The 17,874-nt window shown below is 43.1% G+C and carries 12 protein-coding genes and 2 pseudogenes; 13 read left to right on the top strand and 1 reads right to left on the bottom strand.

From position 1 onward, the window contains the following. A complete protein-coding gene (locus LLY41_RS15360; protein WP_304585796.1) occupies positions 1-1,716 on the bottom strand; it encodes an Rqc2 family fibronectin-binding protein in 1,716 nt (571 codons plus the stop codon). A gap of 719 nt (positions 1,717-2,435) precedes the next feature. Between LLY41_RS15360 and LLY41_RS15355 the strand changes: the two genes are divergently transcribed. The 13 genes and pseudogenes from LLY41_RS15355 (at position 2,436) to pknB (ending at position 17,868) form a co-directional block, all read left to right on the top strand. Further along, positions 2,436-5,114 carry a calcium-translocating P-type ATPase, SERCA-type gene (locus tag LLY41_RS15355; protein ID WP_304585795.1) on the top strand — a complete coding sequence of 893 codons (2,679 nt, stop codon included), beginning with the start codon at positions 2,436-2,438 and terminating at the stop codon, positions 5,112-5,114. 177 nt (positions 5,115-5,291) lie between these two features. After that, on the top strand, positions 5,292-6,164 hold the full coding sequence (locus LLY41_RS15350) for a YicC/YloC family endoribonuclease (protein WP_304585794.1): 873 nt from the start codon (positions 5,292-5,294) through the stop codon (positions 6,162-6,164). Positions 6,165-6,224: 60 nt separating this feature from the next. Then, on the top strand, positions 6,225-6,488 hold the full coding sequence (gene remA, locus LLY41_RS15345; protein ID WP_304585793.1) for an extracellular matrix/biofilm regulator RemA: 264 nt from the start codon (positions 6,225-6,227) through the stop codon (positions 6,486-6,488). 10 nt (positions 6,489-6,498) lie between these two features. Continuing rightward, positions 6,499-7,113, top strand: coding sequence for a guanylate kinase (gmk, locus tag LLY41_RS15340; protein ID WP_048007923.1), 615 nt, complete (start codon positions 6,499-6,501; stop codon positions 7,111-7,113). A gap of 2 nt (positions 7,114-7,115) precedes the next feature. After that, positions 7,116-7,337 carry a DNA-directed RNA polymerase subunit omega gene (gene rpoZ / locus LLY41_RS15335; RefSeq protein WP_095242307.1) on the top strand — a complete coding sequence of 74 codons (222 nt, stop codon included), beginning with the start codon at positions 7,116-7,118 and terminating at the stop codon, positions 7,335-7,337. A 195-nt stretch (positions 7,338-7,532) separates the two neighbouring features. Continuing rightward, positions 7,533-8,740: pseudogene (coaBC, locus tag LLY41_RS15330) on the top strand (bifunctional phosphopantothenoylcysteine decarboxylase/phosphopantothenate--cysteine ligase CoaBC). Then, positions 8,737-11,150 (top strand): annotated as a pseudogene (priA, locus tag LLY41_RS15325) (primosomal protein N'). Before coaBC ends, priA begins: the two co-directional pseudogenes overlap by 4 nt. A 106-nt stretch (positions 11,151-11,256) precedes the next feature. Continuing rightward, positions 11,257-11,742, top strand: coding sequence for a peptide deformylase (gene def / locus LLY41_RS15320; RefSeq protein WP_035328871.1), 486 nt, complete (start codon positions 11,257-11,259; stop codon positions 11,740-11,742). After that, entirely contained in the window at positions 11,739-12,689 is a 951-nt protein-coding gene (gene fmt, locus LLY41_RS15315; RefSeq protein ID WP_304585792.1) for a methionyl-tRNA formyltransferase, read from the top strand. The genes def and fmt overlap by 4 nt, the downstream gene beginning before the upstream one ends. Further along, on the top strand, positions 12,686-14,041 hold the full coding sequence (rsmB, locus tag LLY41_RS15310; RefSeq protein WP_095242311.1) for a 16S rRNA (cytosine(967)-C(5))-methyltransferase RsmB: 1,356 nt from the start codon (positions 12,686-12,688) through the stop codon (positions 14,039-14,041). Before fmt ends, rsmB begins: the two co-directional genes overlap by 4 nt. After that, positions 14,042-15,124: a dual-specificity RNA methyltransferase RlmN gene (rlmN, locus tag LLY41_RS15305; RefSeq protein ID WP_095242312.1), complete on the top strand. Its 1,083-nt coding sequence runs from the start codon at positions 14,042-14,044 to the stop codon at positions 15,122-15,124. 4 nt (positions 15,125-15,128) lie between these two features. Further along, the gene (locus tag LLY41_RS15300; protein WP_095242313.1) at positions 15,129-15,893 is read left to right on the top strand and encodes a Stp1/IreP family PP2C-type Ser/Thr phosphatase; all 765 of its coding nucleotides are present in this window, start codon (positions 15,129-15,131) and stop codon (positions 15,891-15,893) included. After that, positions 15,886-17,868, top strand: coding sequence for a Stk1 family PASTA domain-containing Ser/Thr kinase (gene pknB, locus LLY41_RS15295; RefSeq protein ID WP_304588045.1), 1,983 nt, complete (start codon positions 15,886-15,888; stop codon positions 17,866-17,868). The genes LLY41_RS15300 and pknB overlap by 8 nt, the downstream gene beginning before the upstream one ends. Positions 17,869-17,874 lie beyond the last annotated feature (6 nt).

Genomic DNA, 17,874 nt, shown 5'->3' with positions numbered 1-17,874 from the left:
TTAAAGATTTTGTTTTAATGACAGAACGGTTTCTTCATCAGGCGTAACGTAAACAGTCTGCTGGTTGTCATATATAACAAATCCAGGTTTCGCGCCGCTTGGCTTTTTTACATGTCTGACCTGGGTGAAGTCAACGGGTACGGAACTGGAATTGCGGGCCTTGCTGAAGTAAGCTGCGAGGGATGCAGCTTCAAGAATTGTATCTTCTGCCGGCTCCTTGCTTCGAATCACCACATGTGAACCGGGGATATCTTTTGTATGCAGCCAGATTTCATCCCTTCCGGCTAATTTGTTCGTTAAATAGTCATTTTGCTTGTTGTTTTTCCCAACTAGAATTTCCGTTCCGTCAGTGGCAGTATAACGGTCCAAAACAGGCTTTAGGTTTTGCTGTTTCTTGTTTCCCCGTTTCTGCCTTTCACGGATATAACCGCCTTCAGTAAGCTCTTCTCTTATTTCGGCAATGTCTCTTGTAGATGCCGTTTCTACTTGCTGAAGTAAAGACTCGAAGTATGCCGCTTCCTCTTCTGCTTTCTTGATTTGCTCTTTTACTGCAATTATGGCATTTTTTGCTTTTTGGTATCTTGTAAAATATTTTTGTGCATTCTCGGAAGGAGTCTTCTGAGGATCCAATGGAATGATGACTGAAGCGCCATTTTCATCGTAATAATTGATGACTTTCGCTTCCTTCATTCCCTTTTGAATCGCATAAATATTCGCCGTGATCAATTCCCCATATAATTGATGTTTATCGGCATTTTCCGCTTCATGAAGGGTTATTTTCAGCTTATCAATTTTCTTTTCATTCTTTTCTTTCTCATTTACAATAAACCGTTCAAGATCATTGGATTGCTGTTTGACCCGGTCTCTTTCGGCTTTGCCAAAATAAAAGCGGTCCAGCATTTCACTTAGGGAATTAAACTCCCGGCTTTCCCCTTTTAAATGCTGGAGGGGCAATAAATAAAAGCTTTCTTTATTTTCCCCTTCTGTAATGGCCGGCCTTATTCTATGGATTTTCAGCAAGTCAATAAAATGCTGGAAACTCTTAGGAACAGTTGTCCTGTTTACAAGGCCTGCATGGTGCATCACTTCTTTTGCAAAAAGCGGTGAGATTCCGGAGAAACCCGCCACAAGCTGTTTATCAACTTTCCCGCTGTTAAAATCAATCTTACGCAGTATAGCTTCTTCATCCGCCTCGAAAGGATTCATTTTATCCTGAGATGGAGGGAGTAAGTACTCCTGTCCGGGCAAAATCGCACGATGGCTATTAACGGCAAAAGAAACATGCTTGATGCTGTCGAGAATAATATTGCGGGATTTATCCACGAGCGTAATATTGCTGTGCCTGCCCATAATCTCAACAATCAGCTGTTTATAAGATGTATCGCCAATCTCATTCCTGCCTTTCACCTCAAACACGATAATACGGTCAAGCCCGATTTGATGGACATCTTCAAGTATGTAGCCTTCCAGGTGCTTTCTTAAAAGCATGCAGAACATCGGCGGCTCTGAAGGGTTTTCATGTGTTTCATTCGTCAGTTGCACTCTCGCATAGCTTGGATGGGCAGACAGCAAAAGCCTGTGATTCTTCCCGTTTGCCCTCACAACTAAAATAATTTCATTTTTATATGGCTGCTGAATCTTATTGATTCTGCCACCCTTTAAAGTATCTATGAGCTCTTTCGTCATAGCTCTTGTGAACAAACCATCAAATGACATATCGGAACATCCTCTTCTATAAAAATTACATTAGATATACATTATTCTTTCATTTATTAAATAAAAATCAAGTTTTACTGCTTGGTTTTTCTATTTCAGGCGCCTTCCGCTTTTCTAATGCTGTCTAGCTCCAGGCGCCATCGGCTCGAGGTCATAAGCCAATCCGTCAAGAAGGTTAAAAAACAACCTTCATGCCGGCTCGTCTTATGCTTGTCGCCGATAAGCGGGCGCCTTCCGCTTTTCTAATGCTGTCTAGCTCCAGCGCCTACCCCCTCGAGGTCACAAGCCGGACCTCCCAAAAAGGCAAAGGACGCCTTTCCGGGAGCCTCGTCTTGTGCTTTTCGGGGTGGGCAAGGCGCTTCCGCTTTTCTAATGCTGTCTAGCTCCAGGCGCCATCGGCTCGAGGTCATAAGTCAATCCGTCAAGAAGGTTAAAAAACAACCTTCATGCCGGCTCGTCTTATGCTTGTCGCCGATAAGCGGGCGCCTTCCGCTTTTCTTATTAATAATAGCATTTTTTTGGACAGGGCTGAATATGCTTTCTTTAGAGTGAGATTGGACAACTCTGCCTTGTTTTAGCAGAAGAGGATAGTCTGCCATCTGGCGGATTCCCTTAAAGTCTGGCTGTGAGTGCTTACGGGATTTTTCTCGATGATATTACCCTGCACCCAGGCACTCATGGCTTTTCTCAAACCACAAAGGAGGAAGTGTGATGTCCGGATGAAGTTCCATGAAATGAATGAAAGGGAGGTTGAGCAGGCCTTAAATACAGACATTAAGGCAGGCTTAACAGAGGATGATGTAAAAAAACGCCACAAACAATATGGATTTAATGAATTGAAAGAGGGAGAAAAGCAGTCTGCTTTACTCTTATTTTTTAGTCAATTTAAAGATTTCATGGTTCTTGTTTTATTAGCTGCCACCTTGATTTCGGGGCTGCTTGGTGAATATATTGATGCAATTGCCATTATTGCAATTGTAATCATAAATGGATTTCTGGGCTTCTTTCAGGAAAGGAAAGCGGAAAAGTCGCTGAGTGCACTTAAAGAGTTATCCGCTCCCCAAGTAATTGCACTTCGGGATGGAGGGTGGAGGAAAATTCCTTCCAAAGAAGTGGCAGTCGGGGATCTGCTTAAATTTTCTACGGGCGACAGAGTGGGTGCAGATGTAAGAATAGTAGAATCCAATAGCCTTGAGATTGAGGAGTCTGCTTTAACGGGAGAGTCGCTGCCTGTTCAAAAGAGGACCGGATCCCTGAAAACGCCTAACCTCGCTATTGGCGATATGGAAAATATGGCTTTTATGGGTACAATGGTGACCCGCGGCAATGGATTGGGTGTGGTTGTCGGAACAGGGATGAATACCGCTATGGGACAAATTGCTGATCTTCTGCAAAATGCCGAAACCATGACCACACCGCTCCAGCGGAGATTGGAACAGCTCGGCAAAATCCTCATTACCGCAGCGATTTTCCTTACAGTTCTCGTTGTTGCGGCAGGTGTGATGCAGGGACAGGAATTATATACAATGTTCCTTGCTGGTGTCTCATTGGCTGTTGCGGCAATTCCAGAAGGGCTGCCTGCCATTGTCACGGTGGCGCTCTCGCTTGGAGTTCAAAGAATGATCAGGAAAAAGGCAATCGTACGGAAACTTCCTGCAGTTGAAACTCTTGGCTGTGCATCTGTTATTTGTTCAGACAAAACCGGAACCATGACCCAAAACAAAATGACCGTCACCCATCTCTGGAGCGGAGGAAAAGAATGGAGAGTTGATGGAGTCGGGTATGAACCGCAAGGGCAGTTTTATCGAAATGAGAGCCAAATTGAACCGAAAAGTGATAAATCGCTCCAGCAGATGCTGATGTTTGGCATGTTATGCAATCATGCGGAAATACAGCAGAAAAATAATGAGTTTGTGATTGACGGTGACCCAACTGAAGGTGCTCTCCTTGTAGCAGCCATGAAAGCCGGTTATAACAGGAGCAGTCTCCTGAATCAATTTCAGATTATTAATGAGTTTCCGTTTGACTCTGCCAGAAAAATGATGAGTGTTGTGGTAAAGGATCATAATGGAAGACAATTTATTGTTACCAAAGGTGCTCCCGATGTCTTAGTCGGGAAAAGCGAATCGGTTCTTTGGGAGGGAAGGCGGCAGATTCTTTCCAGGGAGCTTTCTGGTGAAATTCAGGCAGCCATTGAAGATTTGGCTTCACAAGCATTAAGAACCATCGCGATTGGCTATAAAGAAATCCCGTCTAAGAATGTCATTCTTGATGAAAAAGAGGCGGAGAAGGGATTAACTTTTATTGGGCTGCAGGGGATGATTGATCCGCCAAGGCCGGAGGTTAAAGAAGCAGTCAAGGAATGCAGGGAAGCAGGAATTAAAACGATCATGATCACAGGAGATCATGTGATTACAGCACAGGCTATTGCCAAACAGTTAAGCATTTTAACAGAAGGTTCCAAAGTACTTCAGGGAAAAGACCTTGCGGAGATGTCTGTAGAAGACCTCGAAGATGTGGTTGAGGATGTCGCAGTATTTGCCAGAGTATCTCCCGAGCATAAATTGAAAATCGTCAAGGCTCTCCAGAATAGAGGTCATATCGTTGCCATGACAGGTGATGGAGTCAATGATGCTCCGGCCATTAAAGCAGCAGATATTGGCATTTCAATGGGCATTACAGGCACAGATGTTGCTAAAGAGGCATCTGCACTTGTATTGCTTGATGATAATTTTGCTACCATAAAAGCCGCGATAAAAGAAGGAAGAAATATATACGAAAATATCCGCAAGTTCATCAGGTATTTGCTTGCATCAAATGTTGGCGAGATTCTGGTAATGCTGTTTGCTATGCTTCTGGCCCTTCCGCTGCCATTAGTGCCAATTCAGATTCTCTGGGTGAACCTCGTAACGGATGGGCTTCCTGCAATGGCTCTGGGCCTTGATCAGCCTGAGGAGAATGTGATGAAGCGGAAACCAAGGAGTCCTAAGGAAGGTGTCTTTTCAAGAGGGCTTGGCTGGAAAGTGGTTTCAAGGGGATTCTTAATTGGCCTTGTGACATTACTGGCGTTTATTTTTGCCTACCGGGCAAATCCGGATCATCTTGCATACGCACAGACAGTAGCGTTTGCCACATTGGTTATGGCTCAGCTGATCCATGTATTTGATTGCCGCAGTGAAAAATCAGTGTTCTCAAGAAATCCATTAGGCAATAAATATTTAGTCTGGGCAGTCATCTCTTCCCTTGTTTTAGTGCTGATTGTCATATACTATCCGCCGCTTCAGCCAATTTTCCACACTGTCCCTATTGAATTGCGCGACTGGTTTATGATCACAGGACTCTCAGCCATTCCAACATTTTTACTGGCAGGCACATTTTTGGCAAGAAAAACAAAATAAAATATGTTATAATCCTTTAGGTAGTAGAGAAGAACTCTATTACCTTTCTTTTTTGCGCAAACATATAAATCTCCATCACTACTTGATTTTTATACATAAACTGCACAGGCACCATGCCGCTAACTGAAAGTAAGTGCTTTTTATAAGCTGTGCTTTTCCCAAAAGGAAGTGTGAGAAATGGCAGTAAGCATGACTGGTTATGGCAGAAGCAAGAAAGATTCCGGGCAAGGCTCCATTACGGTTGAAATCAAAACTGTAAATCATCGTTTTTCCGAATTTCAAATAAGAATGCCCAGACAGCTGATGCATATTGAAGACAAAATAAAGAAAAAGCTTAATAGGCATATCAAAAGAGGAAGAATCGAGGTTTTTATCACCGTTGACGGTGATGTCCTGGCCAGCAGGAAAGTAAATGTTGACTGGGAACTATTAGATGAATATTATCAATACATAACTGCAATTCAAGCAAAGTATCAAATTCAAACGGAACTATCCATCGGTGATGTCATTCGCGAAGAATTGATTGACATTGAAGAGAAAGAGTCCGGCAATGAGGAAATGAGCCAGCTGGTCCTTTCTGCAGCTGAAGAGGCATGCCTGCAGTTAATGCAAATGAGGAAAGCAGAGGGTGATGAGCTGGAAAGAGATCTTCGCAGCCATCTTAGTCTTTTAAGCAATAGTGTCAGCAAACTGAGAGAGTATGCACCAAAGGTTGCACAGCTTTACCAGGAAAGATTGCATAAGCGTATGAAGGAATTTCTTGATGGCCAGGTGGATGAACCGAGAATTTTGACAGAGGTAGCAATATTCGCTGATAAAGCGGATATCAGTGAAGAACTGATAAGGCTGCAAAGCCATATAAGCCAGTTTGAGCATACACTTCAGCTTACAGAACCCGCAGGCAGAAAGCTCGACTTTATTCTGCAGGAAATGAACCGGGAGGCCAATACGATCGGCTCTAAGGCAAATAGTGCAGATATAGCTGCCGAAGTGGTAGAAATAAAGAGTTTATTGGAAAAAATGAAGGAACAGGTTCAAAATATTGAATAGCAGTTGTTTAGATTCCGGCTCTGGGGGTCAAACTAAATAACTGATGATTGGAGGACCCAAATGTCAATTAAGCTGATCAATATCGGTTTTGGCAATATTGTATCTGCCAACCGGATTATATCAATAGTCAGTCCCGAATCTGCCCCTATAAAACGGGTTATTCAGGACGCACGGGACCGGGGCTCTTTAATAGATGCTACATATGGCAGGCGCACTCGTGCAGTTATCGTTATGGACAGTGACCATGTCATTTTGTCTGCGGTCCAGCCGGAAACCGTCGCACACCGATTAAATGACCGTGATGAAATTATTGAGGAAGGGTAGGATTTTACAAATGAAAGAAAAAGGGTTATTGATCGTTCTATCCGGACCCTCAGGTGTAGGAAAAGGAACAGTAAGAAAAGAGATATTTGCTCAGTCTGATACTGCGTTTGAATATTCTATTTCAATGACAACGAGATCTCCGAGAGAGGGAGAAGTCAATGGAGTTGATTATTTTTTCAAGACGCGTGAGGAGTTTGAAGAGCTCATCAGGCAGGATAAGCTGCTTGAATATGCAGAGTTTGTCGGGAACTACTACGGCACACCGGTTGATTATGTAAGAGAAACACTCGACCGCGGCAAAGATGTTTTCCTTGAAATTGAAGTTCAGGGTGCCCGCCAGGTACGCGAGAAATTTCCGGACGGCCTGTTCATCTTCCTGGTTCCTCCTAGTCTGTCAGAGCTTAAGAACCGCATTGTGACGAGAGGGACAGAGACAGAAGATATCATCAACAATCGCATGAATGCAGCGAGAGAAGAGATTGAAATGATGAATCTATATGATTATGTTGTAGAGAATGATCAAATCGATCTGGCCTGTGAAAGAATAAAATCCATAGTGGTAGCTGAACACTGCCGCAGGGAACGTGTAGAACCTAAATATAAAAAAATGCTGGAGGTAGAATAAATATGCTTTATCCTTCTATTGATTCCCTAATGACAAAGATTGACTCCAAATATTCACTTGTTTCAGTTGCTGCCAAGCGTGCACGCAAGCTTCAGCTTAATGCCAAACCGCAGCTTGAAAGATACAAATCACATAAAAATGTGGGCAAAGCACTTGAGGAAATACATGCAGACCAGCTTCATTACCGCCTGGGCGAAAAAACGGCCAATGAATCATACGAGTGAAATCGCTGAATAACAACCTTTCAAAAGGTTGTTATTTTTGTTTGAGGTTTTATTAGATGAAAATTCACTGCTCTTCTTGCATAATAAAACTATCATGAAAGCAATTTGCCATTAATGGCCAGGCTTTATATAGAAATAGATAGCCAGGCCGTTTTTATAGAGAAGAATTATTTTTGAGATTGGTGGGGTCATATAATGCTGACTGGAAAGAAGATTTTATTATGTGTAACCGGAGGAATTGCTGTTTATAAAGCTGCAGCCTTAACAAGCAAACTGACACAGGCAGGAGCGCAGGTGAAAGTGATCCTAAGTGAATCGGCTGTTAACTTTGTTGCACCATTAACTTTTCAGGCCCTTTCAAGACATGATGTTTATACAGACACTTTTGATGAAAAAGACTCGAAGGTTATTGCTCACATCGACCTGGCTGATTGGGCAGATTTAATTCTTGTTGCTCCCGCTACAGCAAATGTGATCGGGAAGCTTGCCAATGGAATTGCAGATAATATGATCACTACAACCCTTTTGGCTGCATCATCACCGATTTGGATTGCACCTGCAATGAATGTGCATATGTACAGCCATCCCGCTGTTCAAAAAAACATTGAAACCTTATATGGTTTTGGCTGCAGATTCATAGAGCCTTCAGAAGGGTATCTTGCATGCGGTTATGTTGGAAAAGGAAGGCTTGAAGAGCCTGAGAAAATTACAGAAACGATCAGTGAATTTTTCAAGCCTTCCAGATTGGAGCTTACTGGCCAAAAAGTGGTCATAACTGCGGGCCCAACGAGGGAGAAAATTGATCCTGTCCGTTATATAACGAACCATTCTACAGGGAAAATGGGCTATGCAATAGCGGAAGCTGCCGTCTCTGCAGGTGCTGAAGTTATATTGATATCCGGCCCGGTTTCAATTAATGCGCCTGCAGGATTAAAACTGATAAAGGTGGAATCTGCTGAAGAAATGTATCAAGCGGCATTAAATGAATTTGTTAATGCCGATGTTGTCATCAAGACAGCTGCCGTCTCCGATTATCGCCCAAAGGTGGCTTCTGCGCAAAAAATGAAGAAACAGCCCGGCGATGAAGTATTGGAGCTTGAAAGAACAAAGGATATATTGTTCGAGCTGGGACAAAAAAGGAGAAGCAAATCCTGATAGGGTTTGCGGCTGAAACTGAACAGGTCGAAGAGTATGCAAAGGGCAAGCTAATGAAGAAAAACGCCGATATGATCGTTGCCAATAATGTAACTGCTGAAGGTGCCGGCTTTGGAACTGACACTAATATTGTTACACTTTTTAAAAAGGATGGGTCGTCGGAAAAACTTCCGCTAATGTCTAAAAAAGATGTGGCTGTAAAAATTCTTGAAGAAGCCTCGAAGCTTCTAAAGGATGAGCATGAATGAACATAGCCAGTGTAATTGTCGATGTTCCTGCCAAACAGACTGACCGGGCGTTTGACTATAAAATACCCTCTCATCTGAAAGGTGTCATTTTCCCCGGCATGAGGGTGGTTGTTCCATTTGGGCCGAGGAAAATACAGGGGTTTGTTACAGGATTAAAAGAAGAGTCGGATTTTCAGCAGTTAAAATCCATTTTAGAGCCGATGGATCTAAATCCAGTTCTTAATCAGGAGCTTTTGAATCTTGGTGATTGGCTGACAGAAAAAACATTATGCTACAAAATTTCAGCTTTTCAGGCAATGCTGCCTGCAGCATTGAAGGCAAAATATGAAAAGAAGCTTGTCATGGCGGAAAATGCAGATCGTAAGCTGCTCCCTGAAAAAGTATGCGCACTCTTTCATAATGCTGATGAAATCACCTGGGATGATGCTGTAAAGGGCGGTGCTTTGCCGCTTCTTCAGAAGGAAGCATCCAATGGAAATATCGATATTATTTACCAGGTAAAAGAACGGGTGAAAAAGAAAAAAGTCAAGCAGGTGTTTGCGGCCGCCCCCCCTGAAAAGCTTGCTGATTACCTTCAAAACCTTCCAGGCAATGCAACTAAGCAAAAGGAAGTGCTGGAGTATTTTCTCCGGGAGGAAGGACCGGTCGATCAGAAAGAGTTATTTTCCTTGCTTGGAATCACTTCTTCCACATTAAAAGGGCTTTTGCAAAAAGGGCTGCTTGGCCAGAAGGACGTGGAAATTTACCGCAATCCTTTTGGAGACCGTGAATTCGAAAGAACGAAACCGCTCGCTTTGACTGATGGACAAAAAAATGCCATTATCCCCATCCTTGATTCTATTGAAGATAACAGGCATGAAACCTTTTTGCTCTATGGAGTTACAGGGAGCGGGAAAACGGAGGTTTATCTGCAATCCATCCAGCGGGTGCTTGAGGATGACAAAGAAGCCATTGTCCTTGTTCCTGAGATTTCTTTAACTCCGCAGATGGTCAAACGCTTTAAAGGAAGGTTTGGCGATCAGGTTGCGGTTATGCACAGCGGCCTTTCAGCAGGAGAAAAGTATGATGAATGGAGAAAGGTTCAGCGGAAGGAAGTCAAGGTTGTTGTCGGAGCCCGTTCGGCGATTTTTGCCCCATTTGAAAACCTCGGAATTATTATAATTGATGAAGAGCACGAAACCAGCTATAAGCAGGAAGAAAACCCAAGATACCATGCAAGGGACGTTGCCATCAAAAGAGCGGAAAATCATAAATGTCCTGTGGTGCTCGGCAGTGCAACTCCCTCATTGGAATCTTTCGCACGGGCACAAAAAGGAGTTTACCATATCCTCACTCTCAAAAACCGAATGAACAATCAGGCTCTCCCTGCCGTTGATATCATTGATATGCGGGAAGAGCTGCGAGAAGGAAACCGGTCTATGTTCTCAAGGAAGCTCCTTGAAAAAATAAAAGACCGTCTTGAGAAAAAAGAACAAATCGTATTATTTTTAAATAAAAGAGGGCACTCTTCATTTGTTATGTGCAGGGACTGCGGATATGTTATTAATTGTCCGCATTGTGATATTTCTTTGACGTATCATCGTTATAACCAGCAGATGAAATGCCATTATTGCGGATATGAGGCATCGGTTCCAAATGCATGCCCGGAATGTGAAAGTGAGCATATACGCTATTTTGGGACCGGTACGCAGAAAGTGGAAGAGGAATTGGCAAAGATTCTGCCGGAAGCGAGGGTAATACGGATGGATGTCGACACCACCAGCAGGAAGGGTGCACATGAAAAGCTCCTCGATCAATTCCAGGAAGGACATGCAGATATTCTTCTTGGGACCCAGATGATTGCTAAGGGCCTTGATTTCCCCAATATTACTTTAGTGGGAGTACTCTCGGCAGACACCATGCTGCACTTGCCTGATTTCCGCTCGTCTGAAAAAACCTTTCAGCTGCTGACACAGGTAAGCGGGCGAGCTGGGAGGCATGAATTAGAGGGTGAGGTAATCATTCAGACCTACACACCTGAACATTATAGTATTGAGCTGGCGGGGAGCAGGATTACGATAAATTTTACGACAGAGAAATGATGGTCCGTAAAATTCATAGATATCCTCCTTTCTTCTATATCTCCCTTGTCACAGTCAGTCACGAAGAATTAATGAAGGCTGTTTCTGTAACCGAGAAGATCACGCAGTACATTCAGTCAAAATTATCTGCAGAGAGCATTGTTCTTGGTCCGGTTGCCTCCCCGATACCTCGTATCAATAATAGATATCGGTATCAATGTCTGATAAAATACAAGCGGGAGCCGGAACTTGGCCAGACGCTGAAAAAAATTCTGGATAATTACCAGCAGGAAATTTCTTCAGGGGGCTTAACTGTCTCAATTGACCTGAATCCATATATTTTAATGTAGTTTCTAAAAGAGTCAGCTTTAGAAGGAGTGTATTAAGGCGCTTCTGCTTTTCTGGTTATGAATAAACCCAAATTGGTTGAAAATAGATAAAAATGGAGGAAACGTTTTGGCGGTAAAAAAAATTGTTACTTATCCGGCTGAAATTCTGGAGGCAGAATGCGAACCAGTTAAAGTCTTTGATAAGAAGCTTGGCAAATTGTTAAATGATATGTATGATACGATGCTGGAATTCGATGGTGTCGGGCTTGCTGCTCCGCAAATTGGGCAAAAGCTGCAAATTGCCATTGTTGATATAGATGATGAGTTTGGAACAATTGAAATGATCAATCCGGAAATTCTTGAAACGGATGGGGAGCAGACAGGCCCTGAGGGATGCTTGAGTTTTCCGGGGTTATATGGAGAAGTTACAAGGCCTGAATATGTCAAAATAAAGGCACAGGACCGCAAAGGGAAATTTTTTACCCTGGAGGCTGAGGATTTCCTGGCAAGAGCGATCCTCCATGAAATTGATCATTTGCATGGGGTGCTATTTACCTCAAAAGTAACAAGATACTTGAATGAAGAAGAGTTGGAAGGATTGGAAGCTGAATGACAAAAATCGTTTTTATGGGCACACCCGATTTTTCAGTGCCGGTACTAAAGCAAATAATAGACGATGGATATGAAGTGATCGGAGTGGTTACCCAGCCTGACAGGCCGGTTGGAAGGAAAAAGGTCCTTACTCCCCCTCCTGTAAAAGTCGAAGCTGAAAAACAGGGCATCCCTGTGATTCAGCCTGAAAAAATCCGCCAGCCGGATGAATTGGAGAAAGTTCTTGCTCTTAAGCCAGACCTTGTTGTCACAGCAGCGTTTGGGCAAATTTTGCCTAAGGCGCTTCTGGATGCGCCTAAGTATGGCTGTATAAATGTTCATGCATCATTGCTTCCGGAATTGCGCGGCGGTGCACCCATTCATTACTCCATTCTGCAGGGAAAAGAAAAAACAGGTATCACCATTATGTATATGGCTGAAAAGCTGGATGCAGGCGATATATTAACACAAGTTGAGGTGCCGATTACTGAAACAGATACAGTAGGCACTCTTCACGATAAACTTAGCGAGGCAGGATCCAAGCTTTTGTCTGAAACCCTGCCAAAACTGCTGAATGACGAACTGAATCCCATTAAGCAAAATGATGAAGAAGCCACTTTTGCCTATAACATTAAAAGAGAACAGGAAAAAATCGACTGGAGCAAAACCGGAGAAGAAATCTATAACCACATTAGAGGGTTAAACCCATGGCCGGTTGCTTATACAACATTTGACGGCAAAGTGGTTAAAATATGGAATTCAGAGAAAGTTAAACATGCTAAAATCGAAGAACCGGGAACCATCATCAGGCTTGAGGAAGACGGAATCGTTGTGGCCTCAGGGAATGATACATTGGTTAAAATAACTGAACTGCAGCCTTCAGGAAAGAAAAAGATGCCGGCAGAACAATTTTTAAGAGGTGCAGGTTCCAATCTGACTGCCGGCGGCCGTCTGGGAGACATCGAATGAAAAAACTACAGACGAAAAATGTTAGAGAAACGGCAATGGAGCTTCTTGAGGCGATTGAAAAAAATCAGTCATACAGCAATCTTTTACTTAATAACGCCATAAAAAAGAATGAAATTGACCAGAAGGACATTGGGCTGCTTACCGAACTGACATATGGTACCCTTCAGCGCCGGATGACACTCGATTTTTACCTGCAGCCCTTTTTGGCAGGCAATAAAAAAATCGAAAGCTGGGTAAATCAGCTCTTGAGGCTGACACTGTATCAGATGGTTTATCTTGATAAAATCCCTGACCGGGCAGCAATTTATGAGGCAGTAGAAATAGCAAAACGGAGAGGGCATAAAGGAATTTCCGGCATGGTCAACGGTGTGCTGAGAAACATTCAGAGGAAGGGCCTACCAGATCCCGAACAAATTGAGGACAGGGTGAAGCGCCTCTCCATTGAGACAAGCCATCCCGAATGGCTTGTAAAAAGATGGGCCGATCAGCTGGGTTTTGAAGAAACAAAGAAAATGTGCGAAATAAACTTAACTGCCCCGCTGCAGACAGCAAGGGTAAATGAGGTAAAGGCTTCAAGGGAGGAGTGTTTGTCACTTCTTCAGGAAGAGGGATTTGATGTGGAGCCAAGTCCGTTTATTCCAGTTGCCATTAAATGTTTGAGGGGCAATCTGGCTAATTCCCGTGTATTTAAAGACGGACTCATTACTATTCAGGATGAAAGCTCCATGCTTGCTGCTTATGCCCTTGGAGGAAATCCCGATGAGAAGATACTGGATGCCTGTGCAGCTCCGGGAGGAAAAACGACACATATAGCAGAAAAACTGCAAAATACCGGTCAGGTCATTTCACTGGACCTTCACGAGCATAAAGTTAGGCTGATAAATGATAATGCCGATAGACTGGGATTAACAAATATTAAGACAACTGCCCTTGACAGCAGGAAAGTCCAGGAGCATTATGAAAAAGAATCTTTTGACCGCATTTTAGTGGATGCCCCGTGTTCAGGCCTTGGAGTTATGAGAAGAAAGCCTGATATGAAATACACCAAAAAAGAAGAAGATTTATATCACCTCCATAAGATTCAGAGGAATCTATTGGATGCCGTTTCACCTTTACTGAAAAAAGGTGGTATTCTTGTTTATAGTACATGTACAGTGGACAAAGAAGAAAATCAGCATGTTGTTCACGCTTTTTTAAAGGACAATGCGGAATTTGAGGGAGATCTATCTGTTCAGGAGCGGATGCCTGATGCAATTGCTTCATTAATAGATGGCTTTGAACTGCAGGTTTTGCCGCAGGATATTGGTTCGGACGGGTTTTATATTTCCTGTCTGAGAAAGAAGGTGCAATAAATGGAACAAAAAGCAGCAGAGAAAATTACAGCAGAACAAAAACCATCCATTTATACTTTACAGCTTCATGAGCTGAAGGAATGGCTAAAAGAAAATAATGAGAAAGCCTTCAGGGCTGAGCAAATATTTGATTGGCTTTACACAAAGAGGGTCACATCATTTGAGGATATGACGAATCTGTCAAAAGGGCTGCGGGATATGCTATCAGCAGATTTTTCACTGACAACCCTTAAAACGATCATCCAGCAGGAGTCTGCTGATGGAACAATAAAATTCTTATTTGAACTTCATGATGGCTATTCAATTGAAACTGTACTGATGAGACATGACTATGGGAATTCAGTATGTGTAACCACTCAGGTGGGCTGCCGGATCGGATGTACATTCTGTGCCTCCACATTAGGCGGATTAAAACGTAATCTTGAAGCAGGAGAAATCGTTGCTCAGGTCGTAAAAGTACAACAGGCACTTGATGAAACAGATGAACGGGTCAGCTCAGTTGTCATTATGGGTATCGGTGAACCTTTTGATAATTATGACAGCATGCTCTCATTCCTTAAAATTATCAACCATGATAAAGGGCTGAATATCGGCGCACGCCATATAACTGTATCGACAAGCGGAATCATCCCGAAAATTTATAAATTTGCAGATGAAAATATGCAGATTAATTTCGCGATTTCCCTACATGCCCCAAACACCGAAATCAGGAGCCGCCTGATGCCTATAAATAGAGCTTATAAGCTGCCGGACCTTATGGATTCAATCAGGTATTATATAAATAAGACAGGCAGACGTGTAAGCTTCGAATATGGCTTATTCGGAGGGGTAAATGATCAGGTTGAACATGCTGAAGAGCTGGCAGAGTTAATAAAAAATGTTAAGTGCCATGTTAACCTGATTCCAGTAAACTATGTGCCGGAACGGGATTATGTAAGAACACCCAAGGATCAGATTTTTGCTTTTGAAAAGACACTGAAGAATCACGGCATTAATGTAACCATTCGCAGGGAGCACGGTCACGATATAGATGCAGCATGCGGACAACTTCGTGCAAAGGAGCGAAAAGAGGAGACGAGGTGACAGTATGAAAGCTGTTTTCAGGACAGATAGAGGCAAAGTCAGGCAGCATAATGAAGATAATGGCGGCATCTATGTGAACAGCAGCGGTCAGCGCCTTGCCATCGTAGCAGATGGCATGGGCGGCCACCGTGCTGGCGATGTGGCAAGCGAAATGACTTTAACAAGTTTAAAAGGATTCTGGGATCAGACAGATGACTTTCAGACTGCCGATGAAGCTGAAGGATGGCTGCAGAAGCATATTGCAGAGGTTAATACCATCCTTTATGAACATTCAAAAGTGAATGAACAATGCGAAGGTATGGGGACTACTGTTGTTGCTGCCATATGTACCGATCGTTTTGCGACTATTGCGAATATAGGTGACAGCAGATGTTATATTTTAAATGAATCAGGTTTTCAGCAGCTGACGGAAGACCATTCCCTGGTGAATGAACTTGTAAGGTCAGGGCAGATTACAAAGGAAGATGCCGAGCATCATCCAAGAAAAAATGTGCTGCTGAGAGCATTGGGAACGGAAGCAGCTGTTGAGATGGATATTAAAACTATTACATTTGAAGAAGGCGACTTATTATTATTATGCTCTGACGGATTGTCCAACAAGGTATCTGTGGCAGAAATGAGCGAAATCCTCAGTAGTGGAGGTACACTGGAAGAAAAAGCTTCAGTGCTGATTGATAAGGCCAATGATAATGGCGGCGAAGATAATATTACGCTCGTGATTGCTGAGTATTATGAAAGCAATGAGAGCGGGATGATAAATGATGATTAAGGGAAGAAGATTAAGCGGCCGCTATAGAATTATTGATATGATCGGCGGAGGAGGCATGGCGAATGTCTACCTGGCCCATGATATGATTCTTGATCGTGATGTAGCCGTGAAAGTGCTTCGGATGGACTTCGCCGAAGATGAAGAATTTATCCGCCGTTTTCATCGTGAAGCCCAGTCTGCAACCAGCTTAGCCCACCCGAATATCGTCAATATTTATGATGTTGGCGAGGAGGACTCAATCTATTATATTGTGATGGAATATGTAGATGGACAAACGTTAAAGCAATACATACAGCAAAACAGCCCTGTTCGCATAGATGATGCCCTGGAAATTTTAAAACAGCTGACCTCAGCCATATCTCATGCACATCAAAACCATATCATACACCGGGATATTAAACCGCATAATATTTTGATAGACAGGCATGGTAATGTTAAGATTACTGATTTTGGAATTGCCATGGCACTAAGCGCTACCAGCATTACCCAGACAAATTCAGTGCTGGGCTCTGTTCATTATCTTTCTCCCGAACAGGCCAGAGGGGGAATGGCCAACAGAAAGTCTGATATCTATTCCCTTGGCATTGTTATGTTTGAGCTTTTGACAGGAAGGCTTCCTTTCTCGGGTGAATCTGCGGTATCAATAGCACTCAAGCATCTGCAATCGGAGACGCCTTCCCTGAAGAGATGGAACCCATCCATACCGCAAAGTGTTGAAAATATCGTTTTAAAAGCGACAGCAAAAGATCCTTTTCACAGGTATGATAACGTTGAAGAAATGGAAGAAGATATCAGAACAGCTCTTGAGCCCGAAAGACTGGATGAAAAAAAGTTCATAGTGCCGATTGACGATGATGCTACAAAAGCTATTCCTGTTATTACAGATGACCGCCCATATCAAAATATGGACGAAACCCTTGTGCATGCAAAGGATCCCAAGGGAGATACTCAGCCTGTGGCAAAGCCTCTCCCTGAAAAAAAGAAAGAAAAAAAGAAGAAAAAGAAATGGCCGATCATCCTGGTATCAGTCTTTATATTTCTGATTGTGACAGGGATCCTGGCTATAACCGTTTTTCCTGATCTGATGGGGCCAAAGGATGTTCAGGTTCCGGATGTATCCGGAAAAGAGGTGGAAGATGCAGTAGCAGAGCTGATTGCCGCAGGGTTTACAGTTAGGGATACAAAACCGATCAGCGATCCGGATGTTGAAGAAGGCCTGGTAGTTAAAACAGATCCGAAAGCAGGCAGGACTGTCAAAGAGGGAACCTCCATTGATATCTATGAAAGCTCCGGCAAAGAAAAATTTGAATTAGCAGATTACCAAGGCAGGCAATATGATGATGTTGTCCGCCTGCTTGAAAGCAAAAATTTTAAAACCATTGAGAAAAACGAAGAAACTAATGATAGTGAGCCGGCTGGGACCATCCTGGATCAAAACTTATCAGAAGGCGACCTTGTCGTTCCAGAGGATACGGAATTGATTTTCACTGTGAGCAAAGGACCGGCTCCAATAGCATTAAAAGATTTACGCGGCTATAACGAAAAGGGTCTGCAGGAGTACGAAGAATCCTCCGGTTTGAAAGTAGAATATAGGGAAGAAGAATACCATGAGGAAGTCCCTGAAGGCTTGGTCATCAAACAGGACCCGGCACCGGGCACAAATCTGACAAGGGGACAGAAGGTGACGGTGGTTCTTTCAAAAGGAAAAAAAGAACTCCTTCCTAAGACTGAAAATATTGAGATCAGCATTCCATATGAGCCCGCCGCAGAAGGTGAGCCGAATGAAGTTCAGATTATCATTAAGGATTTGAATAATACAGGTTCTGAACCAATGCATACAGAGCTGATCTATGAAGATGTGGTAATACCAATTGATCTGACAATCGCTCCTGGACAGAATGCTTCTTATAAGGTTCTGCGGGACGGCCAGGTTTTTGAGGAAAAGGAAATACCTTATCCGGATGAAGAATCATAAGCAAGG

Origin of the sequence: Cytobacillus firmus (assembly GCF_023612095.1) — a bacterium.
Classification (GTDB): Bacteria; Bacillota; Bacilli; order Bacillales; family Cytobacillaceae; genus Cytobacillus.
Note: the sequence above shows the minus strand (reverse complement) of the source record. Positions and strands in the feature narration are given on the sequence as shown.